The sequence below is a fragment of the Stenotrophomonas sp. AB1(2024) genome (assembly GCF_037482345.1).
GTDB lineage: Bacteria > Pseudomonadota > Gammaproteobacteria > Xanthomonadales > Xanthomonadaceae > Stenotrophomonas.
Genome location: NZ_JBBHKO020000001.1, coordinates 1,448,379 through 1,467,284 on the forward strand (window position 1 = coordinate 1,448,379; position 18,906 = coordinate 1,467,284).

Annotated in this window: 18 protein-coding genes; 11 read left to right on the forward strand and 7 right to left on the reverse strand. The window is 68.6% G+C overall.

The features are described 5' to 3' along the window. Positions 1 to 17 precede the first annotated feature (17 nt). On the reverse strand, positions 18 to 458 hold the full coding sequence (gene dtd, locus WIX41_RS06860) for a D-aminoacyl-tRNA deacylase (RefSeq protein ID WP_339446353.1): 441 nt from the start codon (positions 456 to 458) through the stop codon (positions 18 to 20). Between the two features lie 74 nt (positions 459 to 532). Between dtd and WIX41_RS06865 the strand changes: the two genes are divergently transcribed. The 4 genes from WIX41_RS06865 (at position 533) to WIX41_RS06880 (ending at position 4,811) form a co-directional block, all read left to right on the forward strand. After that, positions 533 to 1,450, forward strand: a complete 918-nt coding sequence (locus WIX41_RS06865; protein ID WP_339446354.1) for a lauroyl acyltransferase — start codon at positions 533 to 535, stop codon at positions 1,448 to 1,450. Positions 1,451 to 1,545: 95 nt separating this feature from the next. Continuing rightward, entirely contained in the window at positions 1,546 to 2,682 is a 1,137-nt protein-coding gene (ribA, locus tag WIX41_RS06870) for a GTP cyclohydrolase II RibA (RefSeq protein WP_409187340.1), read from the forward strand. Between the two features lie 87 nt (positions 2,683 to 2,769). Continuing rightward, positions 2,770 to 3,291, forward strand: a complete 522-nt coding sequence (locus WIX41_RS06875) for a PH domain-containing protein (RefSeq protein WP_339446356.1) — start codon at positions 2,770 to 2,772, stop codon at positions 3,289 to 3,291. An 8-nt stretch (positions 3,292 to 3,299) separates the two neighbouring features. Continuing rightward, positions 3,300 to 4,811 (forward strand): PH domain-containing protein, encoded by a 1,512-nt coding sequence (locus WIX41_RS06880; RefSeq protein ID WP_339446357.1) that lies wholly within the window; start codon positions 3,300 to 3,302, stop codon positions 4,809 to 4,811. A gap of 128 nt (positions 4,812 to 4,939) precedes the next feature. On the opposite strand, the gene WIX41_RS06885 is transcribed toward WIX41_RS06880, so the two are convergent. Continuing rightward, positions 4,940 to 5,998: a CDP-glycerol glycerophosphotransferase family protein gene (locus tag WIX41_RS06885; RefSeq protein ID WP_409187465.1), complete on the reverse strand. Its 1,059-nt coding sequence runs from the start codon at positions 5,996 to 5,998 to the stop codon at positions 4,940 to 4,942. Here WIX41_RS06885 and WIX41_RS06890 point away from each other — a divergent pair. Together WIX41_RS06890 and WIX41_RS06895 are read left to right on the forward strand one after the other, a co-directional pair. Further along, positions 5,997 to 6,818 (forward strand): glycosyltransferase family 2 protein, encoded by an 822-nt coding sequence (locus tag WIX41_RS06890; protein WP_339446359.1) that lies wholly within the window; start codon positions 5,997 to 5,999, stop codon positions 6,816 to 6,818. The genes WIX41_RS06885 and WIX41_RS06890 overlap by 2 nt on opposite strands. A gap of 44 nt (positions 6,819 to 6,862) precedes the next feature. Then, the gene (locus WIX41_RS06895; RefSeq protein ID WP_339446360.1) at positions 6,863 to 7,984 is read left to right on the forward strand and encodes a glycosyltransferase; all 1,122 of its coding nucleotides are present in this window, start codon (positions 6,863 to 6,865) and stop codon (positions 7,982 to 7,984) included. A 40-nt stretch (positions 7,985 to 8,024) separates the two neighbouring features. Here the strand turns inward: WIX41_RS06895 and WIX41_RS06900 are convergent, their stop codons facing one another. The 5 genes from WIX41_RS06900 to def form a co-directional block, all read right to left on the reverse strand. Beyond that, positions 8,025 to 9,374, reverse strand: coding sequence for an O-antigen ligase family protein (locus WIX41_RS06900; protein WP_339446361.1), 1,350 nt, complete (start codon positions 9,372 to 9,374; stop codon positions 8,025 to 8,027). A 10-nt stretch (positions 9,375 to 9,384) separates the two neighbouring features. Then, positions 9,385 to 11,109 (reverse strand): ArnT family glycosyltransferase, encoded by a 1,725-nt coding sequence (locus WIX41_RS06905; protein WP_339446362.1) that lies wholly within the window; start codon positions 11,107 to 11,109, stop codon positions 9,385 to 9,387. 24 nt (positions 11,110 to 11,133) lie between these two features. Further along, positions 11,134 to 12,474 (reverse strand): 16S rRNA (cytosine(967)-C(5))-methyltransferase RsmB, encoded by a 1,341-nt coding sequence (gene rsmB, locus WIX41_RS06910; RefSeq protein WP_339446363.1) that lies wholly within the window; start codon positions 12,472 to 12,474, stop codon positions 11,134 to 11,136. A gap of 1 nt (position 12,475) precedes the next feature. Next, on the reverse strand, positions 12,476 to 13,399 hold the full coding sequence (gene fmt / locus WIX41_RS06915) for a methionyl-tRNA formyltransferase (RefSeq protein WP_339446364.1): 924 nt from the start codon (positions 13,397 to 13,399) through the stop codon (positions 12,476 to 12,478). Between the two features lie 99 nt (positions 13,400 to 13,498). Continuing rightward, on the reverse strand, positions 13,499 to 14,011 hold the full coding sequence (def, locus tag WIX41_RS06920) for a peptide deformylase (protein WP_339446365.1): 513 nt from the start codon (positions 14,009 to 14,011) through the stop codon (positions 13,499 to 13,501). Positions 14,012 to 14,136: 125 nt separating this feature from the next. On the opposite strand from def, the gene WIX41_RS06925 reads away from it, so the two are divergent. The 5 genes from WIX41_RS06925 (at position 14,137) to WIX41_RS06945 (ending at position 18,725) form a co-directional block, all read left to right on the forward strand. Beyond that, positions 14,137 to 15,270 carry a LysM peptidoglycan-binding domain-containing protein gene (locus WIX41_RS06925; RefSeq protein WP_339446366.1) on the forward strand — a complete coding sequence of 378 codons (1,134 nt, stop codon included), beginning with the start codon at positions 14,137 to 14,139 and terminating at the stop codon, positions 15,268 to 15,270. A 74-nt stretch (positions 15,271 to 15,344) separates the two neighbouring features. Continuing rightward, the gene (dprA, locus tag WIX41_RS06930) at positions 15,345 to 16,481 is read left to right on the forward strand and encodes a DNA-processing protein DprA (RefSeq protein WP_339446367.1); all 1,137 of its coding nucleotides are present in this window, start codon (positions 15,345 to 15,347) and stop codon (positions 16,479 to 16,481) included. A 42-nt stretch (positions 16,482 to 16,523) separates the two neighbouring features. After that, entirely contained in the window at positions 16,524 to 16,997 is a 474-nt protein-coding gene (locus WIX41_RS06935) for a DUF494 family protein (protein WP_068854172.1), read from the forward strand. Positions 16,998 to 17,036: 39 nt separating this feature from the next. Then, positions 17,037 to 17,777 carry a GYF domain-containing protein gene (locus WIX41_RS06940; RefSeq protein WP_339446368.1) on the forward strand — a complete coding sequence of 247 codons (741 nt, stop codon included), beginning with the start codon at positions 17,037 to 17,039 and terminating at the stop codon, positions 17,775 to 17,777. Positions 17,778 to 17,816: 39 nt separating this feature from the next. Beyond that, on the forward strand, positions 17,817 to 18,725 hold the full coding sequence (locus WIX41_RS06945) for an RDD family protein (protein ID WP_339446369.1): 909 nt from the start codon (positions 17,817 to 17,819) through the stop codon (positions 18,723 to 18,725). Positions 18,726 to 18,906: the final 181 nt, after the last annotated feature.

The window sequence follows — 18,906 nt, forward strand, 5'->3', positions numbered from 1 at the left end:
GGGCGGTGGTCCCGGGGTCAGGGTCTGAGCAGGAAGGTCACTGGACCATCGTTGACCAGGCTGACAACCATATGGGCGCCAAACCGCCCGGTTTCCACCCCCGAAACGTGCTTTTGCCGACAGATCTCCACCAATCTGTTGAATCCACGTTCAGCCTCGTCAGGCGGCGCGGCGGTACTGAAACCCGGGCGCATCCCGCTGGCCGTGTCCGCCGCCAGGGTGAACTGGCTCACCAGCAGCAGCCCGCCCCCTGTCTCCCCCAGGGATCGGTTCATTTTCCCGCTCTCATCTGCAAACACACGGTAACCCAGCAGGCGATCGGCCATCCGCCGGATCTGGGCCTCGGTATCGCCCGGCTCCATGCCCACCAGGGCCAGCAGGCCCGGGCCGATCTGGCCGACCACGGCCTGGTCCACGCTGACGCTGGCCTGGGTGACGCGCTGGATGAGGACGAGCATGGCGGGGGCTTTCCGGGATGAACAAGCGGCCTACCTTAGGGGTTAAGCGCCTGCACCGGCTAGACTTTGCCCCGATGAAACCACAAACCACCGCCCGCCTGGCCTACCGCGCCGCTGCGTTGTTCACCCGCCTGCCCTGGTCCTGGCTGCGCGGCTTCGCCCATGCGCTGGCCGGGCTTTGGATTGCCCTGAACGCCCGCGAGAGCCGGGTCACCCGGCGCAACCTGGAGCTGGCCTACCCCGAGCTGTCGGCCAACGACCGCGCCGCCCTCCATAAGGCGGTACTGCGCTCGACCGCGCTGCAGGCGGTGGAAACCCTGCGCCTGTGGACCCGCCCGCGCGAGCGGAACCTGGCCCTGCTGACCGAACGCCACGGCGAGGCCCTGTATGAGGCGGCCCTGGCCAGCGGCAAGGGCGTGATCGTGGCCGCCCCGCATTACGGCAACTGGGAGCTGCTCAACCAGTGGCTGGCCTCGCGCGGGCCGATCGCCATCGTCTACAAGGCGCCGGACCAGGCCGTGGGCGACCAGTTCCTGCAGCTGGTCCGTGGCGGCAGCAACGTGCAGCAGGTCCGGGCCGAAGGTCCGGCGGTGCGCCAGCTGTTCAAGGTACTCAAGGACGGCGGTGCGACCGGGATCCTGCCGGACCAGCAGCCCAAGGCAGGCGATGGCGTTTTCGCCCCGTTCTTCGGGGTGGCAGCGCTGACCATGACCCTGGTCAACCGGCTGGCCGAGCGCACCGGGGCCACGGTGCTGTACGGTTGGTGCGAACGCACCGGGCCGGGCATGCAGTTCGCCCTGCACATCACGCCGGCCGACGCCGCCGTGGCCGATCCTGACCCGCGCACGGCCGCCAGTGCGCTCAACGCCGGGATCGAGGCGATTGCCCGCCGCGATCCGGCCCAGTACCAGTGGACCTACAAGCGCTACACGCTGCGCCCGCCGCACAGCGACGAAGTGGACCCGTACGCCACCGAGGAACATCCCCACTAGTAGCCGCCCCACCAGCGGCCGCCGCACGGAGTGCGACGCTGCGTCGCACCGGCCACGATTGAATCGGCGCCTTCCGACCCCACTGTGAAACCACGATGTCCCCCACGGCCCCTGCCATGTCCCCAGTTGCTTCTTCCCCGTTCGGCGATCCGGCCGCGATCCGCTGCGAGCGCGCGGTGGCCGAACTGCGTGCCGGCCGCCCGGTGGTGATCGATGACGGCCACGGCCAGCGCCTGGCCTTCATCGCTCTGGACAGCAGCACGCGCAGCAGCTACACCGCTTTTGCCGAAGTGGCCGCCGGGCAGCACTACCTGTTCCTGACCGCCACCCGCGCGCGGGTGCTGGGCGTGGCCGCCGAAGACGGCGCGCGCGTGCCGCTGGCCGGTGTCGATTTCGATGCCCTGCCCTCGCTGAGCTACCTGCGCGATGCCGAGCCGATGCCGGCCGGCTGGACCGGCGGGCAGGCGCTGGATGAGGGCGCGGTGGAAATCGCCCGGCTGGGCCTGCTGCTGCCGGCCATGGTCGGGGTGCTGCTGGCGCCCGGCGATGCCCGCTTCGACAGCTGCGCGCAGGTATCGCTGTGCGACCTGGCCCAGGGCGCCGAGCAGGCCGCCCACGCCTACGAACTGGTGGCACGCTCGCCCGTGCCGCTTCGCGAGGTGGGCATGACCGAATTTGCGGTGTTCCGCGGTGGCGTGGCCCAGCGCGACCAGGTGGCGATCATCGTCGGCACCCCGGACCTTGCCGGCGTGGTACCGGTGCGGGTGCATTCCTCATGCCTCACCGGCGACCTGTTCGGCTCGCTCAAGTGTGACTGCGGTGACCAGCTGCGGCGCGGCCTGCGCAAGCTCAAGGAACTGGGCGGCGGCGTGCTGCTGTACCTGGACCAGGAAGGGCGCGGCACCGGCATCGCGGCGAAGATGCGCGCCTATGGCTACCAGCACGATGGGCTGGACACGATCGATGCCGATGCGCAGCTGGGCTTCGGTGCCGACGAGCGCCGCTATGGCAGCGCCGTGGCGATGCTGCAGGGCTTGGGCGTGCGGCGCGTGCAGCTGCTGAGCAACAACCCGACCAAAGCCCAGCGCCTGCGCCATGCGGGGATCGAGGTGGTGGACTGCGTGCCGGTTACCGGCGACATCACCGCCGAGAACGAGCACTACCTGCGCACCAAGGCCGAACGCGCTGGCCATCTGCTGGACGTGGATGCCTTGATCCAGGCCGCGCAATAGCGCGCGCCAACCTGCTACCGTCTGCCCGACGGGCGCAGCCGACCTGATGCGGGCGCCCGGCATGTTTCCTCCTGCCGAGCGCCCGCCTTGTCCGACCCTTCTCCTGCCCCCTTGCCTACCCCGCCACCGCTGCCCGACCAGGGCCAGTGGCTGCCGCTGCCGCTGCGCGCGGCCACCATCGCCGGCGTGGCCGGTGCCCTCACCGGGGCGATCGTGATCGGTGGCGTGCTGGGCACGCTGTGGGTGGTGTTGGACATGCCCATGCGCTGGATCGGCGCGGTGGCGATGCTGCTGCCCGGCGCCCTGATCGGCGGCTTTTTCGGTTTCCGCCGGCAGCGCCGCACCTGGTGGCGGCTGGACGCGCAGGGGCTGGGGGTGCGCCGCAACCTGATGTGGCAGCTGGAAACCCGGGTGCCGCTGTCGCGCGTGCAGCACCTGGACCTGCGCCGTGGCCCGATCGAGCGCAGCGCGCAGCTGGCCACGCTGGTGGTGCATACCGCCGGCAGCCGCTTCAGCGCGGTGTCGCTGGGCGGCCTGGACCAGGCCGACGCCGAGCGCCTGCGCGATGCGCTGGGCCACCAGCTGGACCAGGACGACGACGCGCTGTGAGCACGCCCGTGGCTGACGACGACGCGCCCGACCAGCGCCTGCATCCGTGGTCGTGGCTGTTCGTGCTGCTGGTGCAGCTGCGTCAGTTCCTGTTGCCACTGGTGGCGCTAGTGGTGTTTGGTGGCCGTGGCGACCGCGATGAGATGTGGTCGAACCTGGCTGCGTTGGCGGTGCTCGTGGTGCTGGTGGCGGTCTCTATTCTTCAGTACCTCACCTTCCATTACCGCATCGGTCGCGACGCCATCAGCGTGCGCAGCGGGGTGATTTCGCGCAACCGCCGCGAAGTTCCGTTCGCACGCATCCATAACGTGGTGGTCCACCAGAACCCGCTGCACCGGCTGTTCGGTGTGGCCGAGCTGCGCCTGGAATCGGCTGGCGGCAACCGCCCGGAAGCGGAAATGCGCGTGCTCAAGCTGGACCAGGCGCTGGCGCTGGAACATCTGGTACGCCAGCGCGGGCAGCAGGTCGCGGTCAGTGGCGATGGCCTGGCCGAAGAGGCTCCGGCCATACCCGCCGAAGATGTGCTGCTGCAGCTGGGCACCGCTGATGTGGTGCGGATCGGGCTGCTCTCCAACCGGGGCTGGGTGGTGGTATTGGCCGCCATCGGTGCGTCGTACCAGTTCTTCCCGCGCGGTGCGGTCGACGAGGCCATCGAGTACGGCGGCCGCCAGGCCTTCGGCTACGCCAGCAACCTGCACCCGGCCACCTGGGTCTGGGTGGTGGCCGCGCTGGTGGTGGTGGTGGGGTTCTGGGTCATGCTGCGGGGATTGTCGGTGGTGATGGCGCTGCTGCGTTACCACGGCTTCCGGCTGACCGAACACGAGCGCCGGCTTACCGTGGCCAGCGGGCTGCTCACCAGGATGCGTACCAGCGTGGCGCGGCGGCGGATCCAGGCCTGGGCGCTGCGCGAAACCGCGCTGCAACGCTTCTTCAAGCGCCGTCATCTACGCATTGACATTGCCGTCGGCGTTGCAGCCGATGGCGAGCGCCGCGACCTGCGCGAGCTGGCGCCGCTGGCCACCCCCGAAGCCTGCGACGCACTGGTGCAGCACCTGCTGCCGCAGCTGCAGTGGCCGCCGGCGCAGTGGCGGCCGGTCCCGCAGCGCGGCTGGTGGCGGCTGTGCCTGCCGGCGCTGGTGATCATGCCGTTGCTGGCCACCGGTGCGGTGTGGAAGGTGGGACCGTGGGGCGCGCTGGTGCTGGCGTGGCTGCCGTGGTCGGCGCTGCGCGCGTACCGCACGATGGCGCGCATGGGCTATCACCTGGACGCGCGTTACGTGGCGGTACGTGGGGGCTGGTGGCAGCGCTGGTGGCGCTTTGCCGAGCTGGACAAGCTGCAGTCGCTGCGGTTGAGCCGCTCGCCGCTGGACCGTTGGCTGGGTACGTCCAGTGTGTGGCTGGATACGGCAGGGGCCAACGGCAGCATTGCGTTGTGCCTGCGCTATCTGCCGAAGGAGGAAGCGCGGGCGGTGTTTGAGCAGCTCAACGCTGCGTTCGTGAAGCGTCGCCCGTACCGGTGACCATGCGCAGCCACGCAGGGCGTGGCTCTACGTGACCGAGCGACCAAGGGTCGTAGTGACACGCCATGCGTGTCAAAACCATGATCCTGCGCACGTAAACCGCCCTGCGTGGCAGCCAAGCAATGCGTTCACCGCCGCGACGGGCCCCAATAGCCCAGATCCCTGCGGATCTGCAGCGCCCGCGTCCACGCCCCGAACGGCTTGCGCTTCAACGCGCCCATCTCCCCGGCCAGGAAATCCTCGGTGGCGGCGATCACCCGCTCGCTGGAACGCCCATCGCGCCACGGATGGATGTCATCGGCATAGCGGCGGATCTCGGCGATCAATGCCGGTTCGGGGTGCAGCGCGCGCGCCAGCATCGCCGGCAGCAGGGCGGGATCGTCGAAGTCGATCATGTGCGGCTGCGGCACGCGGTTGCGGAAAGTCACCACCGGTTTGTGCTGCACCACGAACTCGGACACGATCGAAGAAGTATCCGATACCAGCACATCGGCCGCGCGCTGTGCCGCCATCACCTGCTCCGGTTCGATGAAGGCGGCATTCGCACCCGCCAGCGCACGGTACCGCGCGAACACCTCCGGCGGGCACTTGGGGTGCAGGGTCAGCAGCCAGTAGTGCTCGCCCCGCGCGATGTCGGCGGCAATCTGGTCAACCAGGTGCGGGGCCGCGCTCAAGCGCTCGGTGAAGGTCGAACCAAACAGGATCACCGGCCGCCCCCGCGCCGGCACGCGCAGCAGCGCGCTGGCGCCGCCATCGTCCAGGAACAGCGGATCCAGCTTGGGCCAGCCCGTCTCGGCTACGGCGAAGTGGCCCTCGCGCGCGGCCAGCTCGCGGAATGGGGTGGTGGTAGCCGGGCCCTGCGTGCAGTACAGGTCGAACAGCCCGCGCACGCGGAAGTGGCCGCGAGCGCTGTCGCGCTTCTGCACGTTGAAGCCATGGAACACCTGCACCTTGGCCCCGGCGATGAACGGCGGCACCCAGTTGGCCGCGCTGAACACCGCGCGCGGGCGCAGCGCCAGCGCCTGCTGCAGGCCGACATCGGGCACGCCGGGCAGGCTGGCACCCGCCGCCCCGTCGGCGAACCACGCCGACACCGATTGACCGGACGCGTGCAACGCCTGGGCCAACGGGGCGAGAATAGGCAACGCATAGCGCTCCGTCGCAAACAGCAGGTACTCGGCCATCATGTCCTCCACGACCGCTCCCGTTGAACGGCCTCGCATCTCGGCCTGCATTATCGCGTTCAATGAAGCCGACCGCATCGGCGATTGCCTGGCCTCGCTGGCCTTCTGCGACGAGGTGATCGTCGTGGACTCGTATTCCACCGATGCCACGGTAGCGATCGCCATGGCTGCCGGGGCCCGGGTGCTGCAACGGCCGTTCGATGGCTTCCGCAGCCAGAAGGCGTTCTGCGTGGAGCAGGCCGCACACGACTGGGTGTTGTGCCTGGATGCCGATGAGCGCATCAGCGATGACCTGCGCGTGGCGATCCTGGCCGCCCAGGCCGGCGGCTTCGCCGGTCACCATGGCTACCGCTTTGCCAGGCTGTCCGAATACTTCGGCAGGTTCCTGCGCCATGGCAACGCCTACCCGGACCGGGTACTGCGGCTGTTCGACCGCCGCCACGGCGGCTGGCGCGGCCAACGCGAGATCCATGAGGCGGCCAGCGTGGATGGCAGCGTGGGGACGCTGCGCGGCGACCTGATCCACTACCCCTACCGCTCGCTGGAGCAGCAGCTCACCAAGACCCAGCGCTATGCGCGAATGATGGCCGAGCACGAGTTCGCGCGCGGCAAGCGCGCCACGCTGGCCAAGCTGGTGCTCGCCCCGGCGTGGCGTTTCTGGCGGGGGCTGCTGCTGCGCGGCGGTTTCCGCGATGGCTGGCATGGCTTGGTGTATGCCTACGTGCGCGCCAACTACGTGCGGCAGAAGACCATCATGCTGTGGATGCTGCAGCACGGGCAGCCGGTCAGCGATCCGCCACGGGACGTTGGCGACACTCCCTGAACACGGGTATGTCAGACTTTGGGGGCGTATTACCGAAGGCCCCCATGAAGATCCTCTACACCAACTTCCACGCCGGTGACGGCGGTGGGCACACCACCTACCTGGCCTCGCTGGCCCGTGCGCTGTCGCCGCGCCACCAGCTGTTCATGGCCGCACCGGCCGGCAGCCGGGTGCTGCGGGTGGTGCGCCAGGAGCGCATCGCCGAACCGGTGGAAATCGCCTTCAGCAGCGGCCTGGCCACGCTTGGCCGGCAATGGGCGGACCTGCGCACCCTGCGCGACCTGATCGGCGAGCACGGCATCGACATCGTGCATGCCAACGGCGCGCGCGATCACCGCGTGGCGATGGAGGCGGTAGCGGGGCTGCCCAAGCGCCCCAAGCTGGTGTTCACCAAGCACAACAGCAAGCCCAGCAACACCTTCGGCAATGCGGTGCGCGCGCGTTGGGGCACCGACCGGGTGATTGCCGTGTCCGAACACACCCGGCAGATGCTGCTGGACAGCCCGTACCGGCGTTGCCCGATCGATGTGGTGCGCAATGGCGTGGACCTGCAGCGGTTCGCCCCGGTCGCCGCTGCCGACGGCGCGGCGCTGCGCGCGCGCTGGACGCTCGATCCGGATGCGCTGGTGCTGGTGAGCAACGCCGGTACCGATGGCCACAAGGGCTGGATCGACCTGGCCCGTGCCATCGCCACGCTGCCCGAGCCGCTGCGCGGCAAGGTGCACATGGCCGTGGCCGGGCGCGAGGCGGACCCCCGTCTGGTGGCGGAAGTAGAACAGCTGGGGGTGGCCGGGCAGGTGCATTTTGCCGGGCTGCTGGACGACATCCGCCCGTTCGTGGCCAGTGGCGATGCGGGTTTCGTGCTGTCCTACGATGTGGAAACCATTTCGTTTGCCTGCCGCGAAATGATGGCAATGGGCAAGCCAGTGATGGTGAGTGATTACGCCGGTTTGCCTGAGAACATCACGCACGGGCGCAATGGGTGGATCGTGCCGGTGCGGGATGTGGCGGCCATTGCGGCGCAGGTGGTGGCGCTGTATGAACAACGTGGCGATCTGGCGCGGATCGGGCTGGCTGCGCGTGAGCACGCCGTTGAGGCGTTTGGGTTGGAGACCTTCAGTGGGTTGACTGAGGCTTCCTATGAAGCGGTTCTTCGGGCGGGGTAGGTTTACGTCAGCGGACCAACCGTCCGCTCCACCGCCTGCGCTACCGTTCTTCGGTGCGCAGGCGCAGGGGGTCGGAGAGGGCCAGGAAGAAGGCGATCCAGGTGGCGTAGAACGAGGCGGTGCGCATGTCGCGGAACATCATCTCGGTAAGGCCGAACACGGCAAAGCCCACGCAGATCATCAGTCCCGCGCCGGCGAACAGACGCGTGGGCCGGTCGGTCATGCCCAGCCGCAGGCGCTTTGCGAAGACCCAGCCCGGCGCGACGTACAGCAGCACCAGACCCAGCCCGCCCAGCACCCCGTAGGTGGCCATGAAGTACAACAGGTCGTTGTGGGTTTCACCGAAATCGCGCGCCACGGTCGGGGTGACCTGCTTGGCCTCGGCAAGCTGCGCCAGTTCCTCGCGGAAGCGGTCGCCCCCTCCCACGCCGAACATCGGCTCGCTGCGGATCATGTGACCGGCCGCGCTCCACAGCTGCAGGCGGATGCACACCGAAGTATCGGAAAGGTGCGCCACCTGGCACTGGTCGAATTCGCTCACGCCCAGATGGATGCGGTCGCGCATCGAGGCATCGCTGGCCACGATGATACCGACCGTGCCGAGCAACAGGGCGGCAGCCAGGACCTTGAAACGGTTCATGCGCCGCCCCTGCACCAGCAGGGCGATGAACAGGAAAAAGGGAATGGCCAGCAACCCACCCCGGGTCTGGGTGGCCAGGAATGCCCCCATGCCGGCGATACCGGTGACCAGCTTCAGCGCAAACTCGGTGCGGCGGAAACGGGTGATCCGCAGGCCCAGCAGCAGGAACGCAATGACCGAAAACAGCAGGGTCAGATCGCCGTAGGTGACGGCATTGAACTGCCGGGTCTGTGGGCGCGTGCCGGTACTCAACACCAGCCAGGCGACGTTGATCACCGCATACCAGATCCCGCCCAACAGGCCGAACGCGGCATGGGCCAGGACAGGGCGCGGCATGCGCAGCGCTGCGGCCAGGATCAGGCCCACAGTGAGCAGGCGCACCGCCTTCTCGACCTCGGACCCTTTCCAGATGCCGTGCACCAGCAGACTGACCAGCACGCCTGCCAGCATCACCGCCATCCCCAGCACCATCCACAGGTACTCGCGGCGGTTGTCGCACCACGTGGTACCCACTGCTGGGCGGCGCACCCAGGCCAGCGTGATGAAACTGAGCAGCACCAGGCCGTAATAGCCCGCGCTGCCGCCATCCATCGTCGACATCAACAGCACCGGTGAAAGACCGAGCACCACCGTGAACACCCATGCCAGGACAGGGTTGACGCCGGCAGGACGGGAAAGCGCGTTGTTCACGTTCAATGCGGTTCGGGCGGAGCGGCGGGCATTGTCGCTGATCGGTGGGGAATGATCCATTAGCGTGCGGCTAGTCCTCGCCGTCTTCCTTGCCCTGTTCCAGGCGGATACGGGCAACGTCCACGGCGCTGGGCTGACAGGGGCCGACGAACGCATGGGCCGGCACCAGCCACCAGCCACGCCGGTTGGCCACGCCCACCCGCTCGGCCCGCGCCTGGTCCACGCAGGCCAACAGCGCGGCCTGCTGCACCAGCAGCCAGCGCCGCTCCGGTGCCTGGGCCTGCCATGCCGCGCCATCCTGCAATTGCAGGTACCAGCGCCGCTTGAAGCCAAAGGTGCGCACCGGGCGGTCGGACATGAGCAGGTTCTGCTCTTTCCACCCCACCAGGCCCAGCTCGGCATCCGGGCCGATGCGCTGGCCCACCTGATACATGAGCCCGCGCGCCGAACTGGAATCGTTGAACAGCGGATAGCCCACCAGGCCATAGGCCACCCAGGCCATGGCCAGGATCGACACCACGGCCAGGTGGAAGCGGCGCGGCCCACTGAACATCACGCTGACCAGGCCCCAACCACCCAGCGCGATGCCGATCCAGCCCAGCGCGGCGGTTACCGAGGAATCGATCCCGCGTTCGAGGATCAGCTTGCGCTCGAATCCAGGCTCGCCGCCCAGCATGGCCACACCCACCCCCACCAGCGCCACGGTCAGCACCACGGCGAAGCCGCCCAGCACCCATTGCACGTCACGCCGGCGCAGCAGGCCCGGCAGCAACGGCGCCAGCGCCAGGCAGAATATCGGCAGTGCCGGCAGGATGTAGACATCGCGCTTGCCATGCGGGATGGAGAAAAACAGCACGATCAGCAGCCACCAACCCAGCAGCAGCAGGTAGCGCGGGTCGCGTCGGCGCAGGCGTCGCCACCAGGCCGGAATCGCCCACGGCACCAGCAGGAACGCCGGGATCCACATCGACGGCATGGTGGCCAGGAAATACCACCACGGCTGGTGGTGGTCCCAGGATTGCGCGTAGCGCTTGGCCGTTTGCCGGAACAGGATGTCGTTCATGTAGCCGCGATACTCGGCCGCGCCGCTGCCGGTGGCCGCCAGCACCATCGGCACCAGCCACAACGCCACCGCCAGCACGAACGCCAACGGGCCGACCCAGAACCGCCAGTCGCGCAGGTCCAGCCGCACACGTGGCCAGCCCATGGCCACTGCAGCCAGCGCCGGCACCAGCATCAGCAACGCCAGTACGCCCACGCCCTTGGTGATCACCCCCAGCCCGGCGGCGAACCAGCCAACCCACCACCAGCGCCACGCCGGCCCACACAGCAGGTGGCGCAGCAGGCCGTAGTTGGCCAACGTGATGAAAAACACCACCAACGGGTCGATCTGCGCCTTCTTGGCCTGGAAGGTGAAGTGCACGGCGAACAACAGCGCCCAGGCGGCATACAGGCCCACCCTGCGGGTCCACAGCCGGCGGCCCAGGTCGTATACGCAGGCCAGCGTACCCAGCGCCGCCAGCAGCGTGGGCAACAGGAACGCCACCCGCCAGTCGCGCAGCAGCGTGTACAGCGCGGCCTGCAGCCACATCAGCATCGGCGGCTTGTCCGAGTACAACTCGGTACCGCGGTGCGGGAACAGCCAGTCCCCGCTGAGCACCATCTGCTTGGCCACCAGCGCAAAGCGCGGTTCGTCCGACGGCCACGGGTCGCGCATGCCCAGCCCTGCCCCCAGTACCAGCAGGGCCATCAGGGCAAGCAACCAGAACTCCCGGGATTCGCGTGTTTTCAGCATGGGCGCGATTCTAACGGTGCAGGGTCATCCCTTCTTTAGCAGACGCGCATAGAAGAAGCCGTCAGCACCGTGTTCGCCGGGCAGACGCTGGCGCCCGGCCCAGGAATCATGGCCAAACGCGTCACCCAATGGCAGGAACCCCGCACTCCGGGTGCGTTGCAGGAACGCTTCGACCTGGAACTGGTTCTCCTCGCGCAGGATCGAGCATGTCGCGTACAGCAGGGTTCCACCCGGGGCGAGCATGCCGAAGCACGCGTCCAGCAGGCGCGCCTGCAGCGCGACCAGGGCCGGAATGTCGGTGGCGCGGCGGTGCAGCAACACATCTGGCTGGCGGCGGATGATGCCGGTGGCCGAACACGGGGCGTCCAGCAGGATCACATCGAACGGCTGCCCGTCCCACCAGCTGGCGGGGTCGGTGGCATCGGCCGCACGCACCTGGGCGTGTTCGCCCACGCCGGTGCGGGCGAAGGTCTCGCTGATGCGCTTGAGCCGGCGCGCATCGATATCCAGGGCCAGCAGGCGCAGGCTCGGGTCGCGTTCGAGCAGGTGCGCGGACTTGCCGCCCGGGGCCGCGCAGGCATCGAGCACGCGCGCGCCCTTGGGCACGGCCATCGCATCGGCCACCTGCTGGGCCGACAGGTCCTGCACCGACAGCGCACCGTCGGCGAAGCCGGGCAACGCCGAGACCGCCACCGGAACCGGCAGGCGGATCGCGTCCGCCCCCAGCGCGCTGGCCTCGGCGGCAATGCCCGCTGCCTCCAGCCGCTCCAGCATCGTCTCGCGGCTGCCGTGCTGGCGGTTGACCCGCAGCCACAACGGCGCCGGCTGCAGGCTGGCGCTGAAGATATCGGCGGCCTGGTCGGGCCAGTCCTGTTCGATCTGTTCGGCCATCCACTGCGGGAACGCCTCGCGCGCCGGCAGCGGCGGAATGCCATCGCGCTGGGCGCGGCGCAGCAGCGCGTTGACCATCCCCGCCTGGCGCTCCCGGCCCAGTGCGCGGGCGGCCTCGACCGTGGCCGAGAGCGCGGCATGCGCCGGAAGATCCAGCGCATCGAGCTGGGCAAAGCCGACCAGCAGCAGCGCGCGCAGTTCATCCTCGCGAACGCTCAGCGGACGTTGCATCCATTTCGCCAGGGCGGCGTCATAGGCGGTGCGTCGGCGCAGCACGGCAAAGCAAAGGGCTTCGAGCAGCGCGCGGTCGCGGCTGTCGTCCAGGCTGGGCAGCGCGGTGGCCAGTTCGGCCTTGAGCGAGCGGCCACGGCCGATCACCTGGGCCAGCACGCGCGCAGCGAGCACGCGGGTGGGCACGCCCGGGGCCAGGGCGGACAACGAGGTGGACGGCTTGTTCTGGCGGGACGGGGCCATCTCAGTTGCCCACGGCCAGGTCGCGGCGCGCATTGAGGTAGTCGGCGGCGGTGATCGCCTTGCCGCCCTCGCGCTGCAGCACACGCAGGCGCAGGGCGCCCTGGCCACACGCGATGTCGATGCCGTCGCGGCCAGCGGCCAGCAGGGTGCCCGGGGCCTTGCCCTGGTTGTCGGCCAAGGCCACCGCGCCATGGATGCGCACGCGCTCCCCGGCCAGCTGCGCTTCGGCGATCGGCCATGGGTTGAAGGCGCGCACGGTGCGCTCCAGCACCTGCGCATCCTGCGACCAGTCCAGCCGCGCTTCGGCCTTGTCCAGCTTGTGCGCGTAGGTCACGCCCTGCTCGGGCTGCGGCTGGGCGATCGGCTTGAGGCCGGCGCGCAGCAGGCCCAGGCCATCGGACAGCACCTGCGCGCCCAGCTCGGCCAGGCGGTCGTGCAGCGAACCGCCCAGTTCACCGGCCTGGATCGGGGTGTGCTGGCGCAGCAGCACCGGGCCGGTATCCAGCCCGGCTTCCATCTGCATCAGGCACACGCCGGTTTCGGCGTCGCCCGCCTGGATGGCGCGCTGGATCGGCGCGGCCCCCCGCCAACGCGGCAGCAGCGAGGCATGCACGTTCCAGCAGCCATGGGTCGGGATGGCCAGCACCGCCCTGGGCAGGATCAGCCCGTAGGCCACCACCACCATCAGGTCCGGCTGCAGGTCGCGCAGCTGCTGCTGGGCTTGGGGGGTCTTGAGCGATTCGGGCTGGAACACCGGAATGCCGCGGGCGATCGCCTCCAGCTTCACCGGCGAGGGCATCAGCCCGCGGCCGCGGCCCGCCGGGCGGTCCGGCTGGGTGTACACGCCCACCACCTCATGGTGGCGCGCGGCAGCGCGCAGCGAGGAGACGGCGAACTCAGGCGTACCGGCAAAGACAATCTTCATGGCGTTCCCACTTGCAGAAAGAAAAACGGCGCCGGGGGACGGCGCCGAACAACCGGTCGGGCGGCGCAGGCTGGCCGCGCCGCCACGCCCGTGGCCAGGTCAGGCAACGTGCCTGCGCGACTTGGCCAGCTTCTTGCGGACCATCTCGCGCTTGAGCGGGGAGAGATAGTCGATGAACAGCTTGCCGTCCAGGTGGTCCATCTCATGCTGCACGCAGACCGCCAACAGGCCGTCGGTGGACAGCTCCTGGGCCACGCCCTGGCGGTCCAGGAAGCGTACGGTGATGGTGTCGGCGCGGGTCACGTCGGCAAAGATGCCCGGCACCGACAGGCAGCCTTCCTGGTAGACCTGGCCGCCTTCGCTGGCCACGATCTCCGGGTTGATGAACACCCGCGGGGTGTCCTTCTCTTCGCTGACGTCGATGACCATGAAGCGCTTGTGGACGTCGACCTGGGACGCGGCCAAGCCGATGCCGGGGGCCTCGTACATGGTCTGGAACATGTTGTCGATCAGTTCCTGGAAGGCCGGGGTGGTCACTTCGGCGGCGTCGATCAGCGCAGCCTTGGTGCGCAGGCGCGGGTCCGGGAACTCGAGAATGGGCAGGATAGCCATGGCAAATACCGTTGGGGGGCGCCGTTATAGCGGCGTACGTCGCAATTCTATCGCCAACGCTTGCCTTGCGCCCCGGTTTCTGGACTATAGTGCTCGAACCTGTTGGGGAATCAGGCACCACACCTATGTTTGAAAGAACTCGTACGGTCATCGCCGTCGCGATGCTGACCGTCGCTACCTATGCTACCGCCGTTGAAGTGAATGGGGGGCACCCGGAAACCTACGTCGTCCAGAAGGGCGATACCTTGTGGGATATTTCCGCGCGCTTCCTTAAAAAGCCGTGGTTGTGGCCGGAAATCTGGCAGGCCAACCCGCAGGTCAAGAACCCGCACCTGATCTATCCGGGTGACGTGTTGAGCCTTGCTTACCTGGACCGCGTCGTGGCCCAGCCCGGCCCGCGCCAGGAAGCGCCGATCAACGCGATCCCGCTCAGCCAGGTCGAACCGTTCCTGAAGCAGCTCAGCGTGGTGGACGAGATCGACTCGCTGCCTTACGTGGTTGCCCTGGAAGACAACCGCCTGCGCGCCACCACCGGCCAGACCGCTTACGTGCGTGGACTGGAAGGGGCTGCCGTAGGCCAGCGCTGGGCCGTGGTCCGCCCGACCGTGCGCTATTCGCTGCCCAAGCCGACCGAGGACCTGACCGCCAATGGGGATGTCACCCCGGGCAGCGGCAACCTGTGGAAGAACTTCGTGGCCGCGCCGAGCAAGCGCAACGAGATGCTGGGCTATGAGCTGGCCCAGCTGAACGTGGGCACGGTGGTGAAGCTGCCGGATGGCCAGTCGGAAGTGACTGCGCTGGCCCTGCAGGGCCGGGTCGACGGGCGCGAAGTGCGCGCCGGCGACCGCCTGGTACCGGTGGAAGCCACGCCGTACGACCTGCAGTTCATCCCGCACGTACCCGCCGCCCAGACCGAAGGCCTGGACATGCGCGTGCTGGCGGTGACGGACATGTACCTGGCAGGCGGCCCGCGCGATGTCATCGCGATCTCGGCCGGCAGCGTCAACGGCATCGACAACGGTACCGTGGTCTCGCTCTGGCGCCAGGGTCGGCACGTCGCCCATCGCATGAAGTACCCGGGCTCTTCGCGCATGGACGACTCGCTCACTCCCGGTGCAGGCCGCGTCTCCCTGCCCGATGAGTATGCTGCCCACGCGATGGTGTTCCGCACCTTCGACAAGGTCAGCTACGCGCTGGTGATGCAGGGCGTGAAGCCGGTGCTGGTCGGCTATTCGGCCAAGCACCCCGACGCGCAATAACTGCGGAAAAAACTGACGCAAGAAAGCGACGGCGCCCCAGGGCGCCGTCGTCGCATGCGGGCTAGCCTGAGCCGATGCCCGATGACCTGCCTGATTCCACCGAGGCGCTGCTGCGCCTGGTCCTGGCCGGCGGCGCGCCGGGTCCACGCCGCGCCCTGCTGGCCCGCTTCGATGACCCCGCCCAGGCGCTGCGCGCGGGCCCCGCCGCGTGGCGCGCGGCAGGCTGCACCCCCGAACAGCGGGCCCTGCTGGCCCTGCCCGACCGCGAAGCGCTCGCCCGCGGCCTACAGTGGTTGGCGTTGCCGGGTCGGCATCTGGTGTCGGTGGGGACCGACGATGTCCCCCTGCTGCAGCCGGTGGACCCGGCCCCCCTGGCGCTGTTCGTGCACGGCGACCCGGCCGCGCTCTGGCACCCCGGGGTGGCCGTGGTCGGCAGCCGAACCCCCTCTCCGACCGGTGCCGAGCTGGCCACCGAGTTCGCCGGCGCGCTGGCCCGCAGCGGTCTATGCGTGGTCAGCGGGCTGGCAGCCGGGGTGGATGCGCGGGCCCACCAGGCCGCGCTTGAGGTGGCCGACGGACGCACCGTGGCAGTAGTGGCCACCGGCCTGGACCTCACCTACCCGCCCGGGCACGTGGCACTGCAGGCGCGTATCGCCGCACGGGGCGCGGTGGTCAGCGAGTATCCGCCGGGCACCGCCGCGCGGCCGGGCCAGTTCCCGGCCCGCAACCGGATCGTCGCCGGGCTGACTTTGGGCACGCTGGTGATCGAGGCCGCCGCCCGCTCCGGGGCCTTGATCACCGCACGGCTGGCGGCCGAGATCGGGCGCGAGGTGTTCGCGCTGCCCGGTTCGGTGCGCAACCCGCGCTCCCGCGGCTGCCACCGGCTGATCCGCGACGGCGCCCAGCTGGTGGAAACGCCGGCCGAGGTTGTCGCCGGGCTGACCGGGGCGGCGGCCAACCTGGGCCAGGCCTTGCGTTGGCGCCTGGACGCCCCCACTGAACAGGCACGGTCAGCGCCTGGTGGCGCCCCGCCCTTCCCCCTCCCCCACTACCAGCGCTTGTGGAACGTGCTGGATGAAAACCCAACGGGTATGGATTCATTGATCCAGCGCAGCGGATTGACGGCGGACCAGCTGTCGGCCATGCTGCTGATCATGGAACTGGATGGAAAGGTGGTCGCCAACCATGGCCGCTACTGTCGAAAACCCTAGTTTCTTCACCTCTACAGCGTCGTTGACGCAGGCCGAGGGGCAATGAAAGAGAGCATTCTGGATGTCCTGCTGTACCTGTTCGAACACTATTTCAGCGAAGACGCGGATCTCATCCGCGACCGCGATTCCCTCCAGAACGGCCTGATACAGGCTGGCTTCAGCCCCACCGAAATCAACAAGGCCTTCGACTGGCTTGACGCCCTGGCCGAGCAGCGCCCGGCCGTAACCCTGGCCCGCGTCGATGGCCCGGTCCGCATTTTCCACGGCCCGGAGCTGGACAAGCTCGATGTGGAAGGGCGTGGCTTCCTGATGTTCCTGGAACAGCACGGCATCCTGGATGCCAACCAGCGCGAGCTGGTGCTGGACCGTGCCATGGCCCTGGACCAGGACGAACTGGACCTGGACGACCTCAAGTGGGTGGTGCTGATGGTGCTGTTCAACCAGCCCGGCGCCGAGGCTGCCTATGCCTGGATGGAAACCCAGATGTTCGTGGACGAACCGGAACCCCTTCACTGACCGTACACTGGGTGCTTGGCGCATTCAGGGGGGCGTGTCGTGAGTCAATGGTTCTATGCAGAGGGAAACCGTCAGCAGCGTGGGCCGCTGACGTCTGAAGAGTTGATCGCGCTGTACCAGTCCAGCCGGATCGCGCTGGACACGCTGGTCTGGCGCGACGGTCTGGCGCAGTGGCAGCCGCTGCGCAGCGTGGCCGATGAAGTCGGGTTGGTGGTCGCACCGCCGCCGACAGTCGATGCAACACTGGATGGACCACCGCCCGCCGAGCCGGTTGCCCCTACGCCGCCGCGCCTTCCGGGGTTCGATACCCCCGCACCGCGCCCGGCGGCAGCCACGCCGCCGCCAAAGCGAACGTCCGGCTGCCTGATCATCGGCCTGGTCGTGGGGTTGGTCATGGTCGTCATCGTGGCCATCCTTGCCGCGATCGCCCTTCCCGCCTACCAGGACTACGTCAACCGCGCCAGACTCGCCAGCGCGGTGGGCACCCTGTCGCCGCTGAAGAACCAGGTGGCCGAGTTCGTCCATGTCCACGACCGTTGCCCGGTCAACAGTGACGACGGCTTCCATGCCCCCGGCGCCTATGCCACCGAAGGCGTGGGTGCGGTGCGCATCGGCCGCTTCGGCGAGGGCAGGTGCGGCGTGGAAATCGAATTCTCGATGCCCGGCAAGCGTGCCTTGGATGGCAGGATGCTGTGGTACGAGTACGACACTGCGAGCCAGGAATGGAGCTGCAGCAGCGACGCCGACAGCAAGTACGTGCCGGCACAGTGCCGCCGTTGAGCAGCACTTCAATTTACGGATGAAAAGAGGAAGCAAGCAATGACCGAGTGGTATTACGCCGACGGCCAGGACCGCCAGGGTCCGTTGATGGCCGAAGACCTGCGCCAGCGCTTCCAGCGCGGTGAAATCAGCCTTGCCACCCTGGTCTGGCGCGAAGGCTACCCGCAGTGGAAGCCGGTCTCCGAAGCCGTCGAGGAACTGCAGCTGCAGAACCTGACCAGCACCACCAGCAACCTGGGCAACGGCTTCGACCTGCGCGGGGATTACACCGCCATCGACAACGGCACCGCACCGCTGCCCGGCACCGGCGGCGGCACCTATTCGCCGTACACCGCGCCCTCGGCCACCGGCAGCTACGGCTCGGCCGTGGTCGGCGGTGGCGAGGTCGTCTACGCCGGGTTCTGGAAGCGCTATGCGGCGTACTTCCTCGACTCGATCGCGGTGGCCATCATCAACGTCCCGGTCAGCCTGGTGTTCAACCTGATCGGCGCGGCCAGCGGTAACGAAAGCCTGGCCGTGGCGTTGAGCCTGGTGGCGATGCTGGGCAGCCTCATCATCGGCATCGGCTACTACGCCGGCTTCCATGCCTCGCGCGGCGGCGCCACGCTGGGCAAGATGGCCGTGGGCATCAAGGTGGTGCGCAGCGATGGCGAGCGGATCACCTTCCTGCGTGGCGTTGGCCGCTACTTCGGCTTCATCCTGAGCAGCCTGACCCTGCTGATCGGCTTCATCATGGCCGCCTTCACCGAGCGCAAGCAGGCGTTGCACGACATGCTGTGCGACACCCTGGTGGTGGACAAGTGGGCCTTCACCGAGAATGCGCAGTTCCAGGAGCATGGTCTGGGCACGGTCACCATCGTCATCCTGGTCATCAGCGGCGTCCTGACCGTGGCCATGATCGGCCTGGCAATCGCCATGTTCGGGGTCATCGCCGCGTCCATGTCCTGACCGGCCTCACACCGGGCCGCTTGACACGAACGGCCCGGCGTGATTCCTCTAATAGGCGCAGAACCTGAACGCCCGGCGCATACCCGGGCGTTCAGCGTATGGAAATCGACGGTCGCCCTTCACTAATGCGGCCTTTTGCTCCACCCTAGCGCCCTCCCCCGGGCTGCTGCCCACAGAAATC

What these genes read in the sequence shown, in the direction of transcription:
- ribA (WP_409187340.1), top strand. Translation starts at nt 1,546, where the DNA reads ATGTCCCCCACGGCCCCTGCCATGTCCCCAGTTGCTTCTTCCCCGTTC.
- dprA (WP_339446367.1), top strand. Translation starts at nt 15,345, where the DNA reads ATGCCCGATGACCTGCCTGATTCCACCGAGGCGCTGCTGCGCCTGGTC.
- rsmB (WP_339446363.1), bottom strand. Translation starts at nt 12,474, where the DNA reads ATGGCCCCGTCCCGCCAGAACAAGCCGTCCACCTCGTTGTCCGCCCTG.
- WIX41_RS06935 (WP_068854172.1), top strand. Translation starts at nt 16,524, where the DNA reads ATGAAAGAGAGCATTCTGGATGTCCTGCTGTACCTGTTCGAACACTAT.
- WIX41_RS06885 (WP_409187465.1), bottom strand. Translation starts at nt 5,998, where the DNA reads ATGATGGCCGAGTACCTGCTGTTTGCGACGGAGCGCTATGCGTTGCCT.
- WIX41_RS06945 (WP_339446369.1), top strand. Translation starts at nt 17,817, where the DNA reads ATGACCGAGTGGTATTACGCCGACGGCCAGGACCGCCAGGGTCCGTTG.
- def (WP_339446365.1), bottom strand. Translation starts at nt 14,011, where the DNA reads ATGGCTATCCTGCCCATTCTCGAGTTCCCGGACCCGCGCCTGCGCACC.
- dtd (WP_339446353.1), bottom strand. Translation starts at nt 458, where the DNA reads ATGCTCGTCCTCATCCAGCGCGTCACCCAGGCCAGCGTCAGCGTGGAC.
- WIX41_RS06890 (WP_339446359.1), top strand. Translation starts at nt 5,997, where the DNA reads ATGTCCTCCACGACCGCTCCCGTTGAACGGCCTCGCATCTCGGCCTGC.
- WIX41_RS06895 (WP_339446360.1), top strand. Translation starts at nt 6,863, where the DNA reads ATGAAGATCCTCTACACCAACTTCCACGCCGGTGACGGCGGTGGGCAC.
- WIX41_RS06905 (WP_339446362.1), bottom strand. Translation starts at nt 11,109, where the DNA reads ATGCTGAAAACACGCGAATCCCGGGAGTTCTGGTTGCTTGCCCTGATG.
- fmt (WP_339446364.1), bottom strand. Translation starts at nt 13,399, where the DNA reads ATGAAGATTGTCTTTGCCGGTACGCCTGAGTTCGCCGTCTCCTCGCTG.
- WIX41_RS06925 (WP_339446366.1), top strand. Translation starts at nt 14,137, where the DNA reads ATGTTTGAAAGAACTCGTACGGTCATCGCCGTCGCGATGCTGACCGTC.
- WIX41_RS06865 (WP_339446354.1), top strand. Translation starts at nt 533, where the DNA reads ATGAAACCACAAACCACCGCCCGCCTGGCCTACCGCGCCGCTGCGTTG.
- WIX41_RS06900 (WP_339446361.1), bottom strand. Translation starts at nt 9,374, where the DNA reads ATGGATCATTCCCCACCGATCAGCGACAATGCCCGCCGCTCCGCCCGA.